This is a genomic window from Paranoxybacillus vitaminiphilus, from assembly GCF_003259935.1.
Classification (GTDB): Bacteria; Bacillota; Bacilli; order Bacillales; family Anoxybacillaceae; genus Paranoxybacillus; species Paranoxybacillus vitaminiphilus.
In genome coordinates, this window is sequence record NZ_QLMH01000004.1 from 189608 (window position 1) to 206560 (window position 16953).

Genomic DNA, 16953 nt, shown 5'->3' on the forward strand with positions numbered 1-16953 from the left:
GAATATATGATATTTTCCATATTTATCCCTGGTGTTATATTACAGTATAAAAAATGTAATTACTATTGAATAAATAGTATTCTTTCGTTATTATTTTAATTAACAATTTTGAAAAGTAAAAACATAACAAAGGGGGTTACACCATGGTATTAACTTCTGTTGTCATTTACATGGTGGGGATGCTTTTCATTGGTTATTGGGCGTATAAACGTACTTCCAACCTTTCCGACTATATGCTTGGCGGACGTACGTTAGGTCCTGCAGTTACGGCATTAAGTGCCGGTGCTTCGGATATGAGCGGTTGGCTCTTAATGGGGCTTCCGGGAGCAATGTATGCGCAAGGTTTAAGTGCAGCATGGATCGTTATCGGTTTGACGCTTGGTGCTTATTTTAACTGGTTATATGTAGCGCCGCGTTTACGAGTGTACACAGAAGTAGCAAACGATTCGATTACAATTCCAGCATTTTTAGAGAACCGCTTTAATGACACTTCAAAAGTGTTACGATTAATTTCCGGTCTCGTTATTATGATTTTCTTTACATTCTATGTATCCTCTGGTCTTGTATCAGGAGCAGTCCTATTTGAAAACTCTTTCGGCTTTAGCTATCATACTGGTCTTTGGATTGTCGCCGGCGTTGTCGTTGCTTACACACTTTTTGGCGGATTTTTAGCGGTAAGCTGGACAGACTTCGTGCAAGGTCTCATTATGTTTATTGCCTTAATACTTGTTCCTGTCGTTACGTTGTTCCATACAGGCGGGGCAGGCGACACAGTTTCAACCATTCGCGACATTGATCCCGCTCTTTTAGACTTATTTAAAGGAACAAGCTTCCTCGGCATCATTTCGCTTTTTGCATGGGGACTTGGCTATTTCGGACAACCACACATCATTGTCCGCTTTATGGCAATCTCCTCCGTAAAAGAAATGAAAAGCGCTCGCCGCATCGGTATGGGCTGGATGATTTTCTCCATTGTCGGAGCTATGCTTACGGGATTTTTTGGAATCGCTTACTTCTCGCAAAAAGGTCTTACACTTGAAGACCCAGAAACCGTATTTATTAAACTTGGTGAGATTTTATTCCATCCGCTTATCACCGGTTTCCTGCTGGCAGCGATTTTAGCGGCGATTATGAGTACCATTTCTTCACAATTGCTCGTAACATCAAGCTCTTTAACAGAGGATTTATATAAAGTATTATTCCGTCGTTCCGCTTCTGATAAGGAACTGGTATTGGTAGGCCGTCTCTCTGTGTTAATTGTATCCATCGTAGCTGCTGCGCTAGCATTTGAGCAAAATGATACCATCTTAGCGCTTGTCGGCTATGCCTGGGCTGGCTTCGGGGCTTCATTCGGCCCGGTGATTTTATTAAGCTTAGGCTGGAAACGCATGACAAAATGGGGCGCACTTGCGGGGATGATCGCTGGTGCAAGCACCGTTATCATTTGGACACAGTTTGACTATTTAAAAAATCTTTTATATGAAATGATTCCGGGCTTCGCCGCGAGCTTAATCGCGATTGTCGTTGTAAGCTTATTGACAAAACCATCTGAGCAAGTGGTTGAGCAGTTTGATAAATTTAAGCAAGCTTTATAATAAAAAAGGAAAAAACCCTTCTCGTCTTGAGAAGGGTTTTATTATAAAGCCCAACCTCTATTGATGTTCTCAAGGGTTTTTAAATCATCTATTATTGAACGCCTGTCATTCTTTTGTCAGCAGGTTTATTCCATTTAAATATCTTGTTTAGGAATTCGTAAATTCGTTTGGATTCTTTAGTTAATAAGGGACCGATTATAGCTAATATCAACACATATAAAGCAGCAAAAGGTTTCAGGCTGGCTGATAAACCACCGGCTATCCCTAGATTGGCCATAATGATAGAGAATTCCCCTCTTGACACAATAGTTAATCCGATATTAGAGGAGGCTTTATGGGACAATCCTGCTCTTCTGCCTGCGATCATACCTGCTACAAAATTACCGACTATCGTTAATACAACCGCTCCTATTGCAAGCCAGACAGATTCACCTAACGTAAAAGGATCAATACTTAATCCAAAGCTGAAAAAGAAAATGGCTCCAAAGAAATCACGAAAAGGAACGACCAGATGCTCGATTCGATCACTATGCTCTGTTTCCGAGAGAACCAGACCTAATAACAACGCACCGATCGCTTCTGCAACATGAATCGTTTCGGAGAACCCTGCTACAAAGAACAAGGTGGCAAATACAACAATGACAAAGGTTTCGTCCGAGGAAATATTAAGCAGTTTGTTTATAAAAGGTGTAGCTTTTCTAGCTAGGATGAAGAATAATAGCATATAACCTAAAGCAATGACAACTGATAACAATGTTCCTCCAAGTGAAGTAGAGTCGCCCAATATTAATCCTGAGACAATTGATAAGTAAACAGCAAGGAAAATATCTTCAAACATAATAATCCCTAATATTAATTCGGTTTCAGGGTTAGCTGTTCTTCGTAAATCGACTAATACTTTTGCGACAATGGCACTCGATGAAATCGTAATAACACCTGCGATAATCAAAATCTCAAGAAAAGGAAATCCCATAATATAACCATACAAAAGACCAAGGCTAAAATTAATGAGGATATAAATGGAGCCTCCAACGACAATGGAGCGACCGGACCTGATCAGTTTACCGATGGAGAACTCTAAACCAAGGTAGAATAATAAAAACAATACGCCAATACGTCCGAAAAATGCGATAATCTCCGAACTCTCAATAAATGTAAGATCGATAATTCCAAATTGAGGGGCATGAGGACCTACGGCCATCCCTAACAAAATTAAAAAAGGGATAATGGAGAAGTTTAATCTTCCAGCCAATAATGCTGCAATAGCAACTAAAATCAAAGCTACACCGACTTCCAAAACTAAATGATTTGTCATCGGATGTTAAGACCCCCTTCCAGCCAACAGCTCTTTGACCATGTTCTTTACTTGAGTACGCTCACCTGAAACAATAAGTGTATCCCCCTCTTCAATGATATTTTCAGGCCCAGGGGTATGGATGATTTGATGGTTCTTTTTGACAATAGCGATGATATTTACGTCAAAAGATTGACGGACATTTAATTGACCGATGGATTGATTGGCCGCTTGGGCACCCTGTTCCACTTTAAACCATTCAATGACCAGCCCATCAAAAGCAATTTCAATGTTCTCCAGCGCTTTCGGTTTATATGTCATACCGCCGATAATCGCTGCGATTTGTCTAGCTTCAGTGTCATCGAAAGCAGCACTGGCCACATAATCTTCATAATTGTCCTGTTCAAAATAATAAAGCTCTCTTCGACCATTATCATGAATAATAATCACCATTTTGTCCTTGTTTTTCGTAAACACTTCAAATTTTTTTCCAACTCCAGGAAGTTCGCTTTCTCGAATATTCATTTTCTAATCCTCCTTTTGTGATTATAGAATTAGAGTGTACAAACTCCATTAGTTACTTAGATATGCTTTCACATGTTATTTCTAATCATATTGTGAGCCGCTATCAAAATTAGCTTCACAAACAATAGTGAACGGAATTAACAACTTATTTTACGTAAAAATACATACAAAAGTTTCAATTTTTTCGGGGAAAATTGTTTAATTAATTGCTGTATTGGAGTGTCACTTTTTTATTCTACTTGGACGGGATTGTTGAGCAGGAAAATTTAGCAAATCTTCAATCGTTTGCGCTTGTTTTTTGTCATTAGGAATCGACATTAATTGCATTGTCACAAACTCTGGAAACAACACGAAGTCTGCCTCGAATTCTTGCGCTGTTTTCACATAATGTGTCACTTGGTCAACAAATTCCTAATAAGAATGAATCGTATGAAGATGATATTGAACAGCTGATACACGCACTTGACTTCACTTCCTTTCTCTCGCTCATAAACAAGATTATATTACAGCAGGTCGTATATAATTAAGAATTTTCTTGTCAAATTACAACGCTGATTACACGTCCTTTTTACTCAAAAAGAGGTTGTCTTTTTTCGCTGAAGACAACCTCTTTCCTCTTTTATATAGATACATACATCGATGTAAACCAGCCTTAGGAAATAGCCCCTATTTCAATCATTTTTCTTACTCTTGGATTAAGCGTGTCCATCATCCATTTTTCATAAATCTCTTTTTTCTCCTCGCGGGTTAAATAATAACGCTCACCTGCGATTTTTCTCGCCCGTTCCGTTACATCATATAAGCTTAGAGCGGCGGCGACTGAAATATTAAAGCTTTGGACAAATCCTTGCATCGGAATCATAAATTTCCCGTCCGCCAAACGAATTGCCTCTTCAGAAATTCCCGAATGTTCATTGCCGAATAAAAGTGCTGTCGGTTTTGACAAATCCATTTCTTTAAGTGGAATCGTTTCTTCACCGAGGTAACTGGCAAATACTTGATATCCGCTTGCCTGCAAGTCTTTAATTGCTGTTGCGATATCCGGTTTTTGATAGATGTTTAACCATTTATCCGCATTGCGGGTAACAAACTTATTTGGTCGAAACGGTGCCTTTCCTGTTACGACAAATACATCTTGCAATCCAAATGCTTCGGCTGTACGCAATACGGCTGATTGGTTATGAGGGTCGTCGACTCCTTCTGTCAAAACAGTAATATAGCGGGTACGTCGGTTTAATACATCGTACATCCGCTTTAGACGCTCAGGAACAATCATTTCCCAAACAATACGGTTTTCCTCTGTTAACAACCCTTCTGCTTTTAATTTTTCAATAAAAGCTTTCGCCTCCTCAGACGACATCTTCGCAGCAAAATGATCCATCTCCTTCTCCTCCTCTCTCTGAAAAAAATTGTTATATCGTACGAATTTTTATTGACATCGTTTTAGAACGAGTTTCATTTTACATGATTTATCTTTGCTGCACAAACCACAATCATTTACTGCGATCAATAGCAATCTAAAACAAAAAAGCAGCTGTTTCCAACAAAGGGTCAGAGCCACAACCACATAAAAATATTATGATTGGTTCATAAAGTAAACCTCTTCTTTTGGAAACGACCCGTTCTTTATCCGGTTTTTCTAAAAGCTTTCATTTTCATTTCTGCTTACCTTCCCAACACTGACTTTCGCTAAAGGAAGATAAACACTTAATTTTTATAATAATAGTTTTTCGATATTATAAATGTTTTTGATTAAAAAAATTATTTACAAACATATTCATTTTATATATATTAAAAACGAGCCGTATATTCATTCAAAAATTCCTTAGGCAATCCAATAGGATATTTTTTGCAAAACAAAAATGTAAGCGTTTTATTTTATTTTGTTAAAATTTTATTTATTTTCTTAAAATTATTTCTTGGGGAAGGAGAATTTTTTATGAAAAGTAACGGTCCTGAAAAAGAGTTGCATCGGGGGCTGGAAGAAAGACATATTACTCTTATGTCCCTTGGTGCAGCGATCGGGGTTGGATTATTCCTTGGTTCTGCTTCTGCAATTAAAATGGCAGGGCCAGCGATTCTTTTGGCGTATGCGATCGGCGGAGCCGTCATGTTTTTAATTATGCGCGCGCTTGGTGAAATGGCGATTGAAAATCCGGTTGCCGGCTCCTTCAGCCGTTATGCGCGTAACTATTTAGGTCCTTTAGCCGGTTATTTAACCGGTTGGAACTATTGGTTTTTATGGGTTGTTACGTGTATGGCGGAGATTACAGCAGCTGGAATTTATATGCAATATTGGTTCCCGGAAACTCCGCAATGGATTTGGGCATTAGCGGCACTAGTAATTATGACGGCCGTAAACTTCCTTGCCGTGAAAGCCTATGGAGAACTCGAGTTTTGGTTTGCCCTTATTAAAATTGTCACAATTGTCTTTATGATCTTAGTCGGCCTTGGCATGATTATTTTTGGTTTGGGTAACGGCGGCGTTGCAACTGGAATCAGCAACCTTTGGAAGCATGGCGGATTTTTCCCGAACGGAATTACCGGCGTGTTAATGTCTTTACAAATGGTGATGTTTGCTTATTTAGGCATTGAGATGATCGGTGTAACAGCCGGCGAAGTAAAAAACCCGCAAAAATCATTAACACGTGCGATTGACTCTGTCTTTTGGCGAATTCTAATTTTCTATGTCGGTGCTTTATTCGTTATCATGTCTATCTATCCGTGGACTGAAATTGGACAAAAAGGAAGCCCGTTTGTACTGACATTCGAAAAAATCGGCATTCCTGCCGCTGCGGGAATCATTAACTTTGTTGTCTTAACAGCGGCATTGTCTTCGTGCAACAGCGGTATTTTCAGCACAGGACGGATGTTATTTAACTTAGCACAACAAGGGGAAGCTCCGAAAAAATATGCGAATTTAACAAAACGCGGCGTACCTGGTACAGCGATTTTAGCGTCCGCAACCGCATTGCTCATCGGTGTTGGTTTGAACTATGTCGTTCCTGCAAAAGTATTTACATGGGTGACAAGCATTGCAACATTCGGTGCCGTCTGGACTTGGGCCGTCATTTTACTATCACAAATTCGTTTCCGGAAAAGCTTAAGTCCTGACCACCAAAAACAGTTGAAATTCAAAATGCCTTTCTTCCCTTACAGTTCTTATATCGCGCTTGCCTTTTTAACCGGTGTCATCGGGTTGATGGCCTACTTCCCTGATACACGAATTGCTTTAATGGTCGGTCCAATTTGGTATGCCATCTTAATTGCGTTTTACTACGGCAAAGGATTGCATAAACGAAATCAAGAAACTACTGCAAAAAACACAAAAGTCAGCTAATGAAAAGAGGCTGCCCTAAAAGCGTCTGACCCCGCGCACAACTTGCAGAGGCTGACACTTTGCTTTAGGGCGAGCCTCTTCTTATTTTACTAAAGAGTGTTTAAATGCATAGATGACTGCTTGAGTGCGGTCTTGGACTCCGAGTTTACTTAATATATTGCTGACGTGCACTTTTACCGTTTTTAACGCAATGAACAACTCATCGGCAATTTCCTGGTTCGTCTTTCCTTGAGCCATCAACAACAAAACTTCCATTTCCCGATTCGTTAATTCCTCGTGGGGAAGGCGTTTCTCTTTCTTGCGCATTTTCGCCATCATCTTGTTCGTTACTTCCGGCTCTAAAACCGACTGGCCGTAATAGGTGGCGCGAATGGCATTGGCGATTTCATTGGCCTTTGATGTTTTTAGCATATAACTGGCTGCTCCTGCTTCCAATGCCGGATACACTTTTTCATCATCAAGAAAGCTTGTTACAATGATGATTTTTGCTTCCGGCCATTCTTGAATAATTTTTTTTGTCGCTTCAATTCCGTCCATTTCCGGCATGACCAAATCCATTAAGATGATATCCGGGCGCAAATTTAAAGCCATTTCTACCGCCTTTTTTCCATTATCGGCCTCGCCGACAATCTCGATGTCCGGCTGTGAAGACAAAAAGGCGGATACACCGATTCTTACCATTTCATGATCATCGACAAACAACACTTTAATCATTATCCTCACCCTCTAACGACAGCAGCGGAACACGCACTTCCAAGCGCGTCCCTTGATTCGGTACGCTGACAATTTGCAACGTTCCGCCAATTTCTAAGGCACGCTCGTGCATATTTTGCAATCCATATGATCCCGTCTTTGTTTGTTCAACATCAAATCCAATTCCGTCGTCTACAACACGCAAAATAACAAGGCTGCCGCGCTTCACTAATAGCACTTCGAGCGTTGTCGCTTTCGCATGGCGAAGCGTATTGGAAACGGACTCCTGTAAAATACGGAATAAATGATCTTCGATTCCTTTATCAAGCGAAAAATGTTCAATTTTCCATTGAATCTTCATTGGAACTTTTTGCTGTAATTCGATTAGCAGCTCTTGAATTCCTTCCTGCAGCGACTTTCCTTTTAAGGCAACAGGGCGAAGATGTAAGAGAAGCGCCCGCATTTCCAGCTGTGATTGATGAATCATCTCTTCGACTAACTTGAGTTGTTTTGCTTGCACATTGTCAGAAATTGTTTTTGCTTCGTTTATGGCAGATATTAGCATGGAAGCCGCAAACAACTGCTGGCTGACGGAATCATGAAGCTCACGGGCTAAACGATGACGTTCTTGGGAAACAATCTCTTGAATGCGCTTTTCTTGTTCTTCTGCTTTCTCGCTCGCAAGCCTTTGCGACAGCTTTGTCTGCTCGGCAAGATGCTTTTGAATTTTTCCAATGCGTGCGCTAATCAATTCTAACTCTTTAAAACGCAACGGCTCGTTTATTTCTGCCTGCTGCCCTTGCTCGATTTGCCTTAACACATCTTCTACAATGTACAGCTGCTTTTTCAAAAAAAGACCAGAAACAACACCAAAGACGATACCAATAAATACACTAATACCGGAAACAAAAATAATAAACGGAACATCTATAATCTCTTGTTTCCATAATAAAGACCAGTCTGATAAAGGAAATACGACAAAAGCCGTTGCCATCACAAAAAGAAACACGAAAAAAGCGAGACTCGCACCAATCACAATTTGCCTCTGCAGTATATTCATCTTCGTTTCACCTCTAAGTTTCCGACAATCATAGAGGTGACAATTTTAATTTTTTGCGGCGCATTTTCATATCCTGCTGTTTGGAAATGGAGCGTTTCGTTCCATACTTTCATTTCACTGTGCTCGAAGATTGTAACAGAGCCGGCAATAACCGAATGATGAACGCTCACTTCAATCTCATAAGGTACAATAATCTGAATGTTTCCGAGAATATTGCGAATCACGATAACAGATTCGCCTTTAGGAAGCAACGTATAACTTAAATCAATAATCGTATCGCCAATACCGGTTTGAACGTTTACATCGTTCCATTCATATACATGTTCCGGTGTCTTTTGAGTTCCGAACAAAACATTTTTCAATAATGGTTTTCTTCTAAGGAAAGATTCTCCGGATGGAATCCTCTCAGCCTCTTGAATGACGGGAGTGATATATGTTGGTTTTTGTTTTGAGCGGACAAAATGAATAATCACATATATAAGAGAAGCAAATAACAAAAATTTAAATGCGAACATATTAAAAACTAAAATAATTAAGCTGATGACACCAAACCAAAACAAACCTGTTCCAGATATCCGCGGCATCCGCTTTCGTCCTATATAAATACAGCCAATCGCAATGATTAAGAAAAAAATTGCGCCCCCATGGAAAAACAATAGTTCTCCTAAGAAAAGAATGACTCCAATAAAAAGAACCCAGCTAATAAAATCATTTTTCAGTTGGTTTATCATGAGGGCCGCCTCCCTTCCGCTGAATGGGATCCGTTTTCTTATATTACGAAATGCACAGAAAAAGGCGCAGAGACCTACGCCCTTTTAGAATACCATGTTTATATTAGCAATTTGAATGAGTTTCTTGCTTTTTTAATTCTTTTTCCAGCTGAGCAATGCGGGCATCAATCGTGCTCGAATAATAAGCCAAGCTTACTTTCTGTTCTAGCTGCTCAAGATATTGCTCGATTTCGGCAAAACGGGAAAAAGGTTTATTTCCATATTGCTCTTGTTCCAATACTTTATTTATTCGATAATGAGCCCGTGCCACATTTTCCCGCCCCATCAGCTCCATGCGTTTAATATGCATATCTTTCAGCTTATGTTTCATCTCTTCGTATTTTCGCTCTAATTCTTCAAGATAATGTAACGCCTGTTCAAGAGATTGTTTTAATCTTGAAGCCCGTTCTTCATATTTCATTTGTTCTTGAGCCGCAAATTGATATAGCTCTGTCTCCCCTGCTTGCGAAGCAATTTGTGCTTGGTGCTTGCGTTTTTCTGCAAGTTCTTGTGCATAATGATATTCACGTGCAAGCTCTTCCTTCAATAAATGCTGGCGTTCAACAAGCTTTTGCACCTTTTCGGCTTCCTGTTCGCACTGACGTAAATATTCATTCAATAAGGCGATTGGGTTTTGCCGTTCTTTTTGCTCAAGTATGTCATGTAAATCAGCCATGATGACATTTTTTATACGTGTCAATAAGTTGTTCATATCTTCCACTCCTCTTAATTAATAATTTCGTTTTAACTCTGCCCATTGCTTTTCAAAGTTTGTAAACGGGTCATCGACAGTTCTTCTTTCTTTCGTTTCATTCCATTTTTTGTACACGATATATAACACATATGCCGCTGCCATGCCGAGAATAGCAGGCACGTTTGAGACAGAGGCGGATAATACAATCAGTCCAAGGACAGCCCAAAACACTTTTTTCCCAGTTGATTCCGCCTTCATAAATTGTTTAAACGAATAGTAAAGAATGATGAAACTAATGGCGAGACCGACCATCGGACCAAGGTTGGCAAGCAGCACTGCCGCTGCAATTCCGCCTGCTATAAGCAATCCGAACTTTTTCATTTTCCATCTCCCTCCTTTCGTACCTTCATCTTATCCTCAATCCAAAATTTACATAATGAACTTGAGCTATATTTTTGTCTAAGACTTGAGACGTATGAATAAAAAAGTGGCCCATACATAAGTGTCTGATCTCACGCGCATTTCACAATATATAGTTCATTTATCTAACGTTATGCCTTTTATATTGTGTTGCGCAGTCTGACACTTTGGGCCAACCTCTTGACAATCAACCGCTTTTAGAAAAGAGATGCTACTTTGCAACCATATAAGCTTGCTTCGGATGATTCGGTTGATCGGGGTATTTTAACTTTATTTTTCCTTCGCTTAATAACTTGGCTAAATAATTGTTTCTCAGCCCGTCTGGTGTTCTTTCCAGCAAATAAGCTAATTCCTTTAACATTAATGGCCTTTTCGAACAAAGCTGTAAAATAATCTCTTCCATTACAGCCGGACTGAGACGTTTTTTCTTACGCGCCAGCTCGGCGATTCTCCATAATTCGTCTTCCATTTCTTCTTGAGCCGTTTTATTTCTTGTCTCATCGACTTTTTCTTCCATATATTGCATCAGTCGGGAAACCTGATTGTTATTTACAGAGTTCAACTCCTTATTTACTGAGTTATTACTATTATTTAAGGAGTTGCTTGCTTTATTTATGGAGTTGATTTCTTTATTTATGGAGTTTGGCGCCTTATTTTCGGAGTTAATCGTTTTATTCATGGAGTTTCCTTCTTTGTTCATGGAGTTTAGCTTTTTATTTACGGAGTTACTCTTTTTATTTATGGAGTTATCTTCAGCGCTAACATCCGTGACGAAAAAGTCCAATTCCTCATCTATATGGCTCATATAGTCTTTATGTTGATGAACACCGGCTAAAATGCTCAATGTTAAAATCGTCCGTTTGGATTGAAGATGTTGTACTAATTCAGGTTTTGGCCAACGTTGCTGTTTCCACGTTAACTCAATGCTTTTTAACCCTGAACCAGCCCGTTTGCAAAGACCGATTAAAATAAACATTTTAAACAGGTTCGGATTACGCAAATTGCTTACCCCACCCTCAAAAGCTTGTTCGACCGAAGTTCGAAAAAGACCGGGATTGGAAAAACGGAACAAGTTTTGTTCTTTTTCAACAACGATGCCGCCTTCACCATCATAATCACAATGGACGATCGCATTGATTAACGCTTCATGTAAAGCCGGACGAATTGTTTGTTCAACAAAGGAATCCGCAACGATGTGGGACATGACTTTAAAATAAAAATCATACACATTGCCTGACCACGTGCCATCCTGTGATGTAAATCGCTTTGACCATGTGCCATTTACTATATTCGACAAATTTTCCCGATATTCGAGAAAATATTGCGGTAAAACTTCTGTAATGATTCTTTCTTCACTGAACATTAGCAACCCCGCAAGAGTAACTCCTTCTTTGCTGCTGTTTCGCAGTTTCCCCCATGCACCAATTTTGTATAAAAATTCTTTCGTCTCAAGGCCGTTCCAAGGATGATTCGGTTTAGCCGCCGCAAAACGCTCGCGATAGTTTTTGACAGACTCAAAGTTCAATTCATTTAATCCGTAATGCTCTAAAATTAAATTATCCTGCAAAACGGATGAATGATCAGTCGAATAAATGGTGTTTTTGTTCACTTCCAATCTCCCTCTTATATTATTTTATAAAAATAATTCGTTCGAAAAATTTATTGACTAATTATTCTTATTTTATCATCTTTCATGTTAGTTGCGTGTTGTTACTGAAAAAAGAAAAGAGACTAACCGTGTAGCCTCTTTACTCCAAATTCATAATTTTAGTAAAAATTTGTTCACTATTTCTGCTAATAGGAAAGTAATGACTTTCCATCCATTTTAGAAATTCATCAGTCAGGGCCGGATCAAATTGCGTCCCTTTTCCATTCTTAATTTCATAATAGGCTTCTTCCCAGCTTAACGATGAACGATATGGACGAATCCCGGTCATTGCCTCAAGTGAATCAGCAAGACACAGTAGACGCGCTTCAAAAGGAATATGTTCTCCCTCTAAGCTGCAAGGATAGCCATTGCCATCCCAACGCTCATGGTGGTGCAATGTCATTTTAATAGCGGTATCATTTAGTGCATACTTCTGTAGTATTTCGATTCCAAATTGCGGGTGTTTTTTCATTTCGACAAACTCATATTCAAGCAATTTTCCTTTTTTCATTAAAATATTTCTATTGATTTTTATTTTTCCAATATCATGAAGAAGGGCGCCTAACTCGAACTCTTTTTGTTTACTTTTTTCTATACCAATATAGTTTGCGAAAGAAAGTGCTATTTCCGTTACGCGGTAGGAATGAAGAAACGTCAGCTCATCTTTCCCCCAAAGCTCCCTCATTAAAAAGCATAATTCCATATTGTTAAATACTGACATGTTATCTACCTACTATTCTCTCATCATTCTACTATAAATTATAATGAAAACGATTATCACCATCAAATATAAAGTAAATTTCTCTATGTTATAAATAAATCTTTATTTAATGGGGAAATTATGTAATATTAAATCGATTAATAGGAGGAGCATTTCATGATTGAAAATGATACACTTCAAGACCGTTTACCTCAATTTCCCGAACCATATTGGCGCGACTCAGTGAAACTTCCAACCTTTCCGAAACTTGAGAAGGACATAGCCGTAGATGTCGCCATTGTTGGCGGGGGGATATCGGGAATAACAGCGGCTTACTTGCTTGCTCAGCATGGAGTAAAAGTTGCGCTAGTCGAAGCCGACCGCATTTTAAATGGAACAACCGGGCATACAACCGCAAAAGTCACGGCACAGCATGGTCTTATTTATGACGAATTGAGCAATCATTTAGGTGAAGAAAAAGCAAGGATGTATTATGAAGCCGCTGACGATGCGCTGCAGTTTATCCGTAATACGATCGGCAAGCATAACATTGAATGCGATTGGACGGAAGAAGACGCCTATGTATACACGAACTCCCATTCATACATAAGCAAAATCATTAATGAATTTAAAGCATATGAAAAATTAGGAATTAAAGGGGAGTTTACAGAAAGCATTGCTCTTCCCATACAAATAAAAGCAGCAGTCGTCATGAAAAATCAAGCCCAATTCCACCCTGTAAAATATTTAAAAAAACTTGTCGAACGAATGACAAAAAATGGTTCTGAAATATATGAACAGACAACCGCTATCAGCATCGAAAGAGGAACGCAGCCAAAAGTGGTCACGAGAGACGGATATAAAATTACATGCGAACATGTAGTTGCCTGTTCTCATTTTCCTTTTTATGATGCCGGGTTTTACTTCTCAAGAATGTATGCCGAACGCTCTTACATCATTGCGGTAAAAACAGCAAAAGATTATCCCGGCGGTATGTACATAAGTGCAGAAGATCCTGTCCGTTCACTGCGATACACGAATGTCAATGGCGAAAAGCTTGTATTAATCGCCGGCGAAAACCATAAAACGGGACAAGGCGTTCCGATGATGCAGCATTACGAAGCTCTGCAATCTTTCGGTGACGAAGTATTGGGAATCAAAGAAATTCCTTATCGCTGGTCTGCCCAAGACTTCACAACATTAGACAAAGTTCCTTATATCGGGCAAATGAATGAGCGTACACCAAATATCTTTGTTGCCACAGGGTATCGAAAATGGGGTATGACAAACGGAACTGCCGCAGCATTATTGCTGACAGATTTAGTGCTGGAAAAAGAAAACCGCTATCGCGAACTTTATACGCCATCAAGGTTTTATGCCGATCCAAGCGTAAAAAAGTTTATTTCGCTGAACACGGATGTCGCCAAACATTTAATTGAGGGCAAGCTGGAATTTGCTCTCAGAGAACCTGAAAATTTAGCGGCCGATGAAGGAGCGGTCGTTTCCGTTAACGGGAAAAGAGCTGGAGCCTATAAAGATAAAGAAGGAACGCTGCATATTATTGACACAACATGCACGCATATGGGCTGTGAATTGGAATGGAACAGCGGCGATCGGACATGGGATTGTCCTTGCCACGGCTCAAGATTTTCGATACATGGTGATGTTGCGGAAGGCCCGGCGAAAAAACCGTTAAAGAAATTGGAACAATAGAGAAAAAAGGCTGTCTCATAACGGTCTAATCTTGGACTTTTTATATGAAAATGTCCCGAAAAAACAAAAAAGCCATGGGACAAAGTAATCATCGTTATGCCTCACAAAAAAGAAAACGGTCTGTGACCTGCTTCTCTATTAAGCAAGTCACAGACCTATCCATTTATGGCTGATAAACCAGGGAGGGCGAGACAGTCCGCTTTTGCCATATTTTACTAAAGATATGTTTACTATTTAAACGAACAGGAAGATGGTAAAATTACATCCATTTTAGATTCTTCTAAATCAACTAATATTCCATGAGTAAGTATTCGTTTTGGAATTAGCGGATGATTTTGAAGCAGTGAAACACTGTTGCGTACGTTTTCCTCGATTGTTTCGGCACCCTGAAACCATTCAAAAAGCGACTGTCCAAGCGTATATTTTAATAAATAGTCTATTGTATTTGATGTATCCTCATATATTTTTTCTTTTTCTAACCACTTCTTAAAAATAGATTTCGAGACGGGTTGTTGGTTTGTTGTTTTCTCTCCTACTACAAAAATATCTGTAATAGGGAAATGAAATATATTCATAACAATGTTTCGAATTAAACACCCATATGAGTGGGAGATAACAGCCCTGTGACTTGGCAACCATACAATGTCTTCCGGTGTCGTTTGTATGATTTCGGGCAATTTTTTCTCCATTCGTTCATGCACTTCGGCAACTACAATTTTAGTCGGTTTTAACACTTCCTTCATATTCATTCTCCTTTCATTCATTATTGAATCCATTGAGCTATGTGATAGTACACAGATATGCCAATAGTTAAATTAAAAGGAAATGTAATCCCTAATGACATCCCAAGATAAATGGAAGGATTGGCTTCAGGAACAGAAGCTCGCATTGCCGCAGGTGCTGCAATGTAAGAAGCACTCGCTGCCAGCACCCCCATCAGCATCGTTCCTCCTACAGACAATCCGCACCATGCACCTATGAAAATTCCTACTACGCCATATAATAGCGGGAAAAATAGTCCTAAAAAAATTAATCTAAATCCGTATTTCTTCACCGCGGCTAATTGTTCTCCGGCTAAAAGTCCCATCCCCAGCAGAAAAATCATTAAAATACTTGAATATAAATCAACAAAAAGCGGCTTAATTTTCGGAAATGCACTTTCCCCGGCGATAAGACCTATGATAAAACTTCCTGCCATGAGCAAAACACTTTTTCCAAACAAACTCTCCTTAAGAATTCCTGAATAAAACGGGCTCTTTGAAATTGCCTGATTCCGTAATACCTCCATCTGATTTTCCGGTTTAACCCTCTTCAGAAAATGCAGCATGAATATCGACAAAATAATCGCGGGACTTTCAAGCAATACGACTAACGCATTCATATAACTTTCATACGGAACATTTTGCATATTAAGAAATGCGAGCGCAGCGCCAAATGTTACAATACTCACTGAGCCGTATGTCGCCGCAATACCAATCGCATTTTTTCGGTCGAATCTCATTCGTCTGCATATAACAAAGGTTATGATTGGAATAAGGATACCGAGTAAGAGTGTCCCTGCGACCGGTTTTATTAATTCATGTACAGAATGCTCCGACAGCTCAATTCCCCCCTTAATGCCGATTGCAATTAATAAATAGATACTGAGTGATTCGCTAAGGGCTGAAGGGAATTTCAAATCTGATTTCACCCATGATGCGATTAATCCCAATGCAAAAAACAATACAGCCGGCGAAACTAGGTTTGTCAAAATGATCTCCAACACCATTATCCTCTCCTTCTATATATTTATCTAAGACGACAAATTAAAAAAACCGGAAATATCCTCGAGAGTAAAAACTTCGACTGTTTTACTGCCTCGATAAGATACTCCGGTTTATTTTTCACAGACCATTGCGGCCGTTGAAAAATCATCCCGTTACTAATTTATGAAGCATTTCTTCCAAATTGTTGGACAGGATAAATACAATCACGCGCTCACCCGTCTTCGTGCTTATATCTGTATGCATACTAACAACCTCTTGTCCGGTTAGATTAAAAATGATTTCCTTAAGTTGTGCACTGCCAGATTCTAATAAATCGGACCGTATTTTTTTTATAGACAACAGTCCATCGAGCGTTTTCGCCACTTCCTTTTCGGCGGGAGTTAATATCCCTTTTAATACAACAATAATCATATTGCGAACAATATCTGTTTTGACCGAAATCGGTCCGCGGCCTAAATATTCCTTTTCCCATTGTGTGAGCGTACGGCTAATTTTATCTTCTAAAGCCCCTTTGGACATCACTGTCGTCCGACCCCCTTTCTCAATAAAAAATCGGCATGTTTCACTTACGATAGAAAGTGAGACATACCGATTTATTCTCAGCTTTATCGCAGCTTGTTTCAGCCTTTTCGTCTTGCCATACCTTGTATAGCAAGACGCTAAAGCTATTCTTGAATGCGATAAATCTTGCAATCATTCGGAACTATTTAATTCATATTTCGCAACCTTTGCATA

16 protein-coding genes and 1 pseudogene are annotated in these 16953 nt (G+C 39.4%); 3 read left to right on the forward strand and 14 right to left on the reverse strand.

Translation table 11 applies throughout. The annotated features are described in order from the left end of the window. Positions 1-143 precede the first annotated feature (143 nt). Positions 144-1595 carry a sodium/proline symporter PutP gene (gene putP, locus B0I26_RS07425; RefSeq protein WP_111644819.1) on the forward strand — a complete coding sequence of 484 codons (1452 nt, stop codon included), beginning with the start codon at positions 144-146 and terminating at the stop codon, positions 1593-1595. A gap of 91 nt (positions 1596-1686) precedes the next feature. Here the strand turns inward: putP and B0I26_RS07430 are convergent, their stop codons facing one another. The 4 genes and pseudogenes from B0I26_RS07430 to B0I26_RS07445 form a co-directional block, all read right to left on the reverse strand. Further along, the gene (locus tag B0I26_RS07430) at positions 1687-2910 is read right to left on the reverse strand and encodes a cation:proton antiporter (RefSeq protein ID WP_111644820.1); all 1224 of its coding nucleotides are present in this window, start codon (positions 2908-2910) and stop codon (positions 1687-1689) included. Between the two features lie 6 nt (positions 2911-2916). Next, the gene (locus B0I26_RS07435) at positions 2917-3414 is read right to left on the reverse strand and encodes a cation:proton antiporter regulatory subunit (protein ID WP_111644821.1); all 498 of its coding nucleotides are present in this window, start codon (positions 3412-3414) and stop codon (positions 2917-2919) included. Positions 3415-3675: 261 nt separating this feature from the next. Continuing rightward, positions 3676-3876, reverse strand: a pseudogene (locus tag B0I26_RS07440) (carbon-nitrogen hydrolase family protein); the annotation flags it as partial. Between the two features lie 190 nt (positions 3877-4066). Then, on the reverse strand, positions 4067-4774 hold the full coding sequence (locus tag B0I26_RS07445; RefSeq protein WP_111644880.1) for a TrmH family RNA methyltransferase: 708 nt from the start codon (positions 4772-4774) through the stop codon (positions 4067-4069). A 579-nt stretch (positions 4775-5353) separates the two neighbouring features. On the opposite strand from B0I26_RS07445, the gene alaP reads away from it, so the two are divergent. Continuing rightward, entirely contained in the window at positions 5354-6754 is a 1401-nt protein-coding gene (gene alaP / locus B0I26_RS07450; protein WP_111644881.1) for an alanine permease AlaP, read from the forward strand. Positions 6755-6835: 81 nt separating this feature from the next. Here alaP and B0I26_RS07455 read toward each other — a convergent pair whose 3' ends face one another. The 7 genes from B0I26_RS07455 to B0I26_RS07485 all read right to left on the reverse strand — a co-directional run bounded on the left by B0I26_RS07455 (position 6836) and on the right by B0I26_RS07485 (position 12760). After that, the gene (locus B0I26_RS07455) at positions 6836-7468 is read right to left on the reverse strand and encodes a response regulator transcription factor (protein ID WP_111644822.1); all 633 of its coding nucleotides are present in this window, start codon (positions 7466-7468) and stop codon (positions 6836-6838) included. Further along, the gene (locus B0I26_RS07460; protein ID WP_111644823.1) at positions 7461-8507 is read right to left on the reverse strand and encodes a sensor histidine kinase; all 1047 of its coding nucleotides are present in this window, start codon (positions 8505-8507) and stop codon (positions 7461-7463) included. Before B0I26_RS07460 ends, B0I26_RS07455 begins: the two co-directional genes overlap by 8 nt. Continuing rightward, positions 8504-9238 (reverse strand): cell wall-active antibiotics response protein LiaF, encoded by a 735-nt coding sequence (gene liaF / locus B0I26_RS07465; protein ID WP_111644824.1) that lies wholly within the window; start codon positions 9236-9238, stop codon positions 8504-8506. Before liaF ends, B0I26_RS07460 begins: the two co-directional genes overlap by 4 nt. Before the next feature lie 103 nt (positions 9239-9341). Beyond that, positions 9342-9989 (reverse strand): PspA/IM30 family protein, encoded by a 648-nt coding sequence (locus tag B0I26_RS07470; protein WP_111644825.1) that lies wholly within the window; start codon positions 9987-9989, stop codon positions 9342-9344. An 18-nt stretch (positions 9990-10007) separates the two neighbouring features. After that, positions 10008-10352: a lmo0954 family membrane protein gene (locus tag B0I26_RS07475; protein WP_111644826.1), complete on the reverse strand. Its 345-nt coding sequence runs from the start codon at positions 10350-10352 to the stop codon at positions 10008-10010. Positions 10353-10602: 250 nt separating this feature from the next. Then, positions 10603-12000 (reverse strand): ATP-binding protein, encoded by a 1398-nt coding sequence (locus tag B0I26_RS07480; RefSeq protein ID WP_111644827.1) that lies wholly within the window; start codon positions 11998-12000, stop codon positions 10603-10605. A gap of 139 nt (positions 12001-12139) precedes the next feature. Beyond that, on the reverse strand, positions 12140-12760 hold the full coding sequence (locus B0I26_RS07485; protein ID WP_111644828.1) for an HD-GYP domain-containing protein: 621 nt from the start codon (positions 12758-12760) through the stop codon (positions 12140-12142). 156 nt (positions 12761-12916) lie between these two features. Here B0I26_RS07485 and B0I26_RS07490 point away from each other — a divergent pair, with 156 nt between their 5' ends. Continuing rightward, positions 12917-14452 carry an FAD-dependent oxidoreductase gene (locus B0I26_RS07490; protein WP_111644829.1) on the forward strand — a complete coding sequence of 512 codons (1536 nt, stop codon included), beginning with the start codon at positions 12917-12919 and terminating at the stop codon, positions 14450-14452. Positions 14453-14682: 230 nt separating this feature from the next. Here B0I26_RS07490 and B0I26_RS07495 read toward each other — a convergent pair whose 3' ends face one another. From B0I26_RS07495 to B0I26_RS07505, 3 genes are all read right to left on the reverse strand, one after another. Further along, the gene (locus B0I26_RS07495) at positions 14683-15195 is read right to left on the reverse strand and encodes a carbonic anhydrase (protein ID WP_111644830.1); all 513 of its coding nucleotides are present in this window, start codon (positions 15193-15195) and stop codon (positions 14683-14685) included. A 20-nt stretch (positions 15196-15215) separates the two neighbouring features. After that, positions 15216-16217 (reverse strand): sodium-dependent bicarbonate transport family permease, encoded by a 1002-nt coding sequence (locus B0I26_RS07500; protein WP_111644882.1) that lies wholly within the window; start codon positions 16215-16217, stop codon positions 15216-15218. Positions 16218-16362: 145 nt separating this feature from the next. Next, a complete protein-coding gene (locus B0I26_RS07505) occupies positions 16363-16737 on the reverse strand; it encodes a Na-translocating system protein MpsC family protein (RefSeq protein WP_111644831.1) in 375 nt (124 codons plus the stop codon). Positions 16738-16953: the final 216 nt, after the last annotated feature.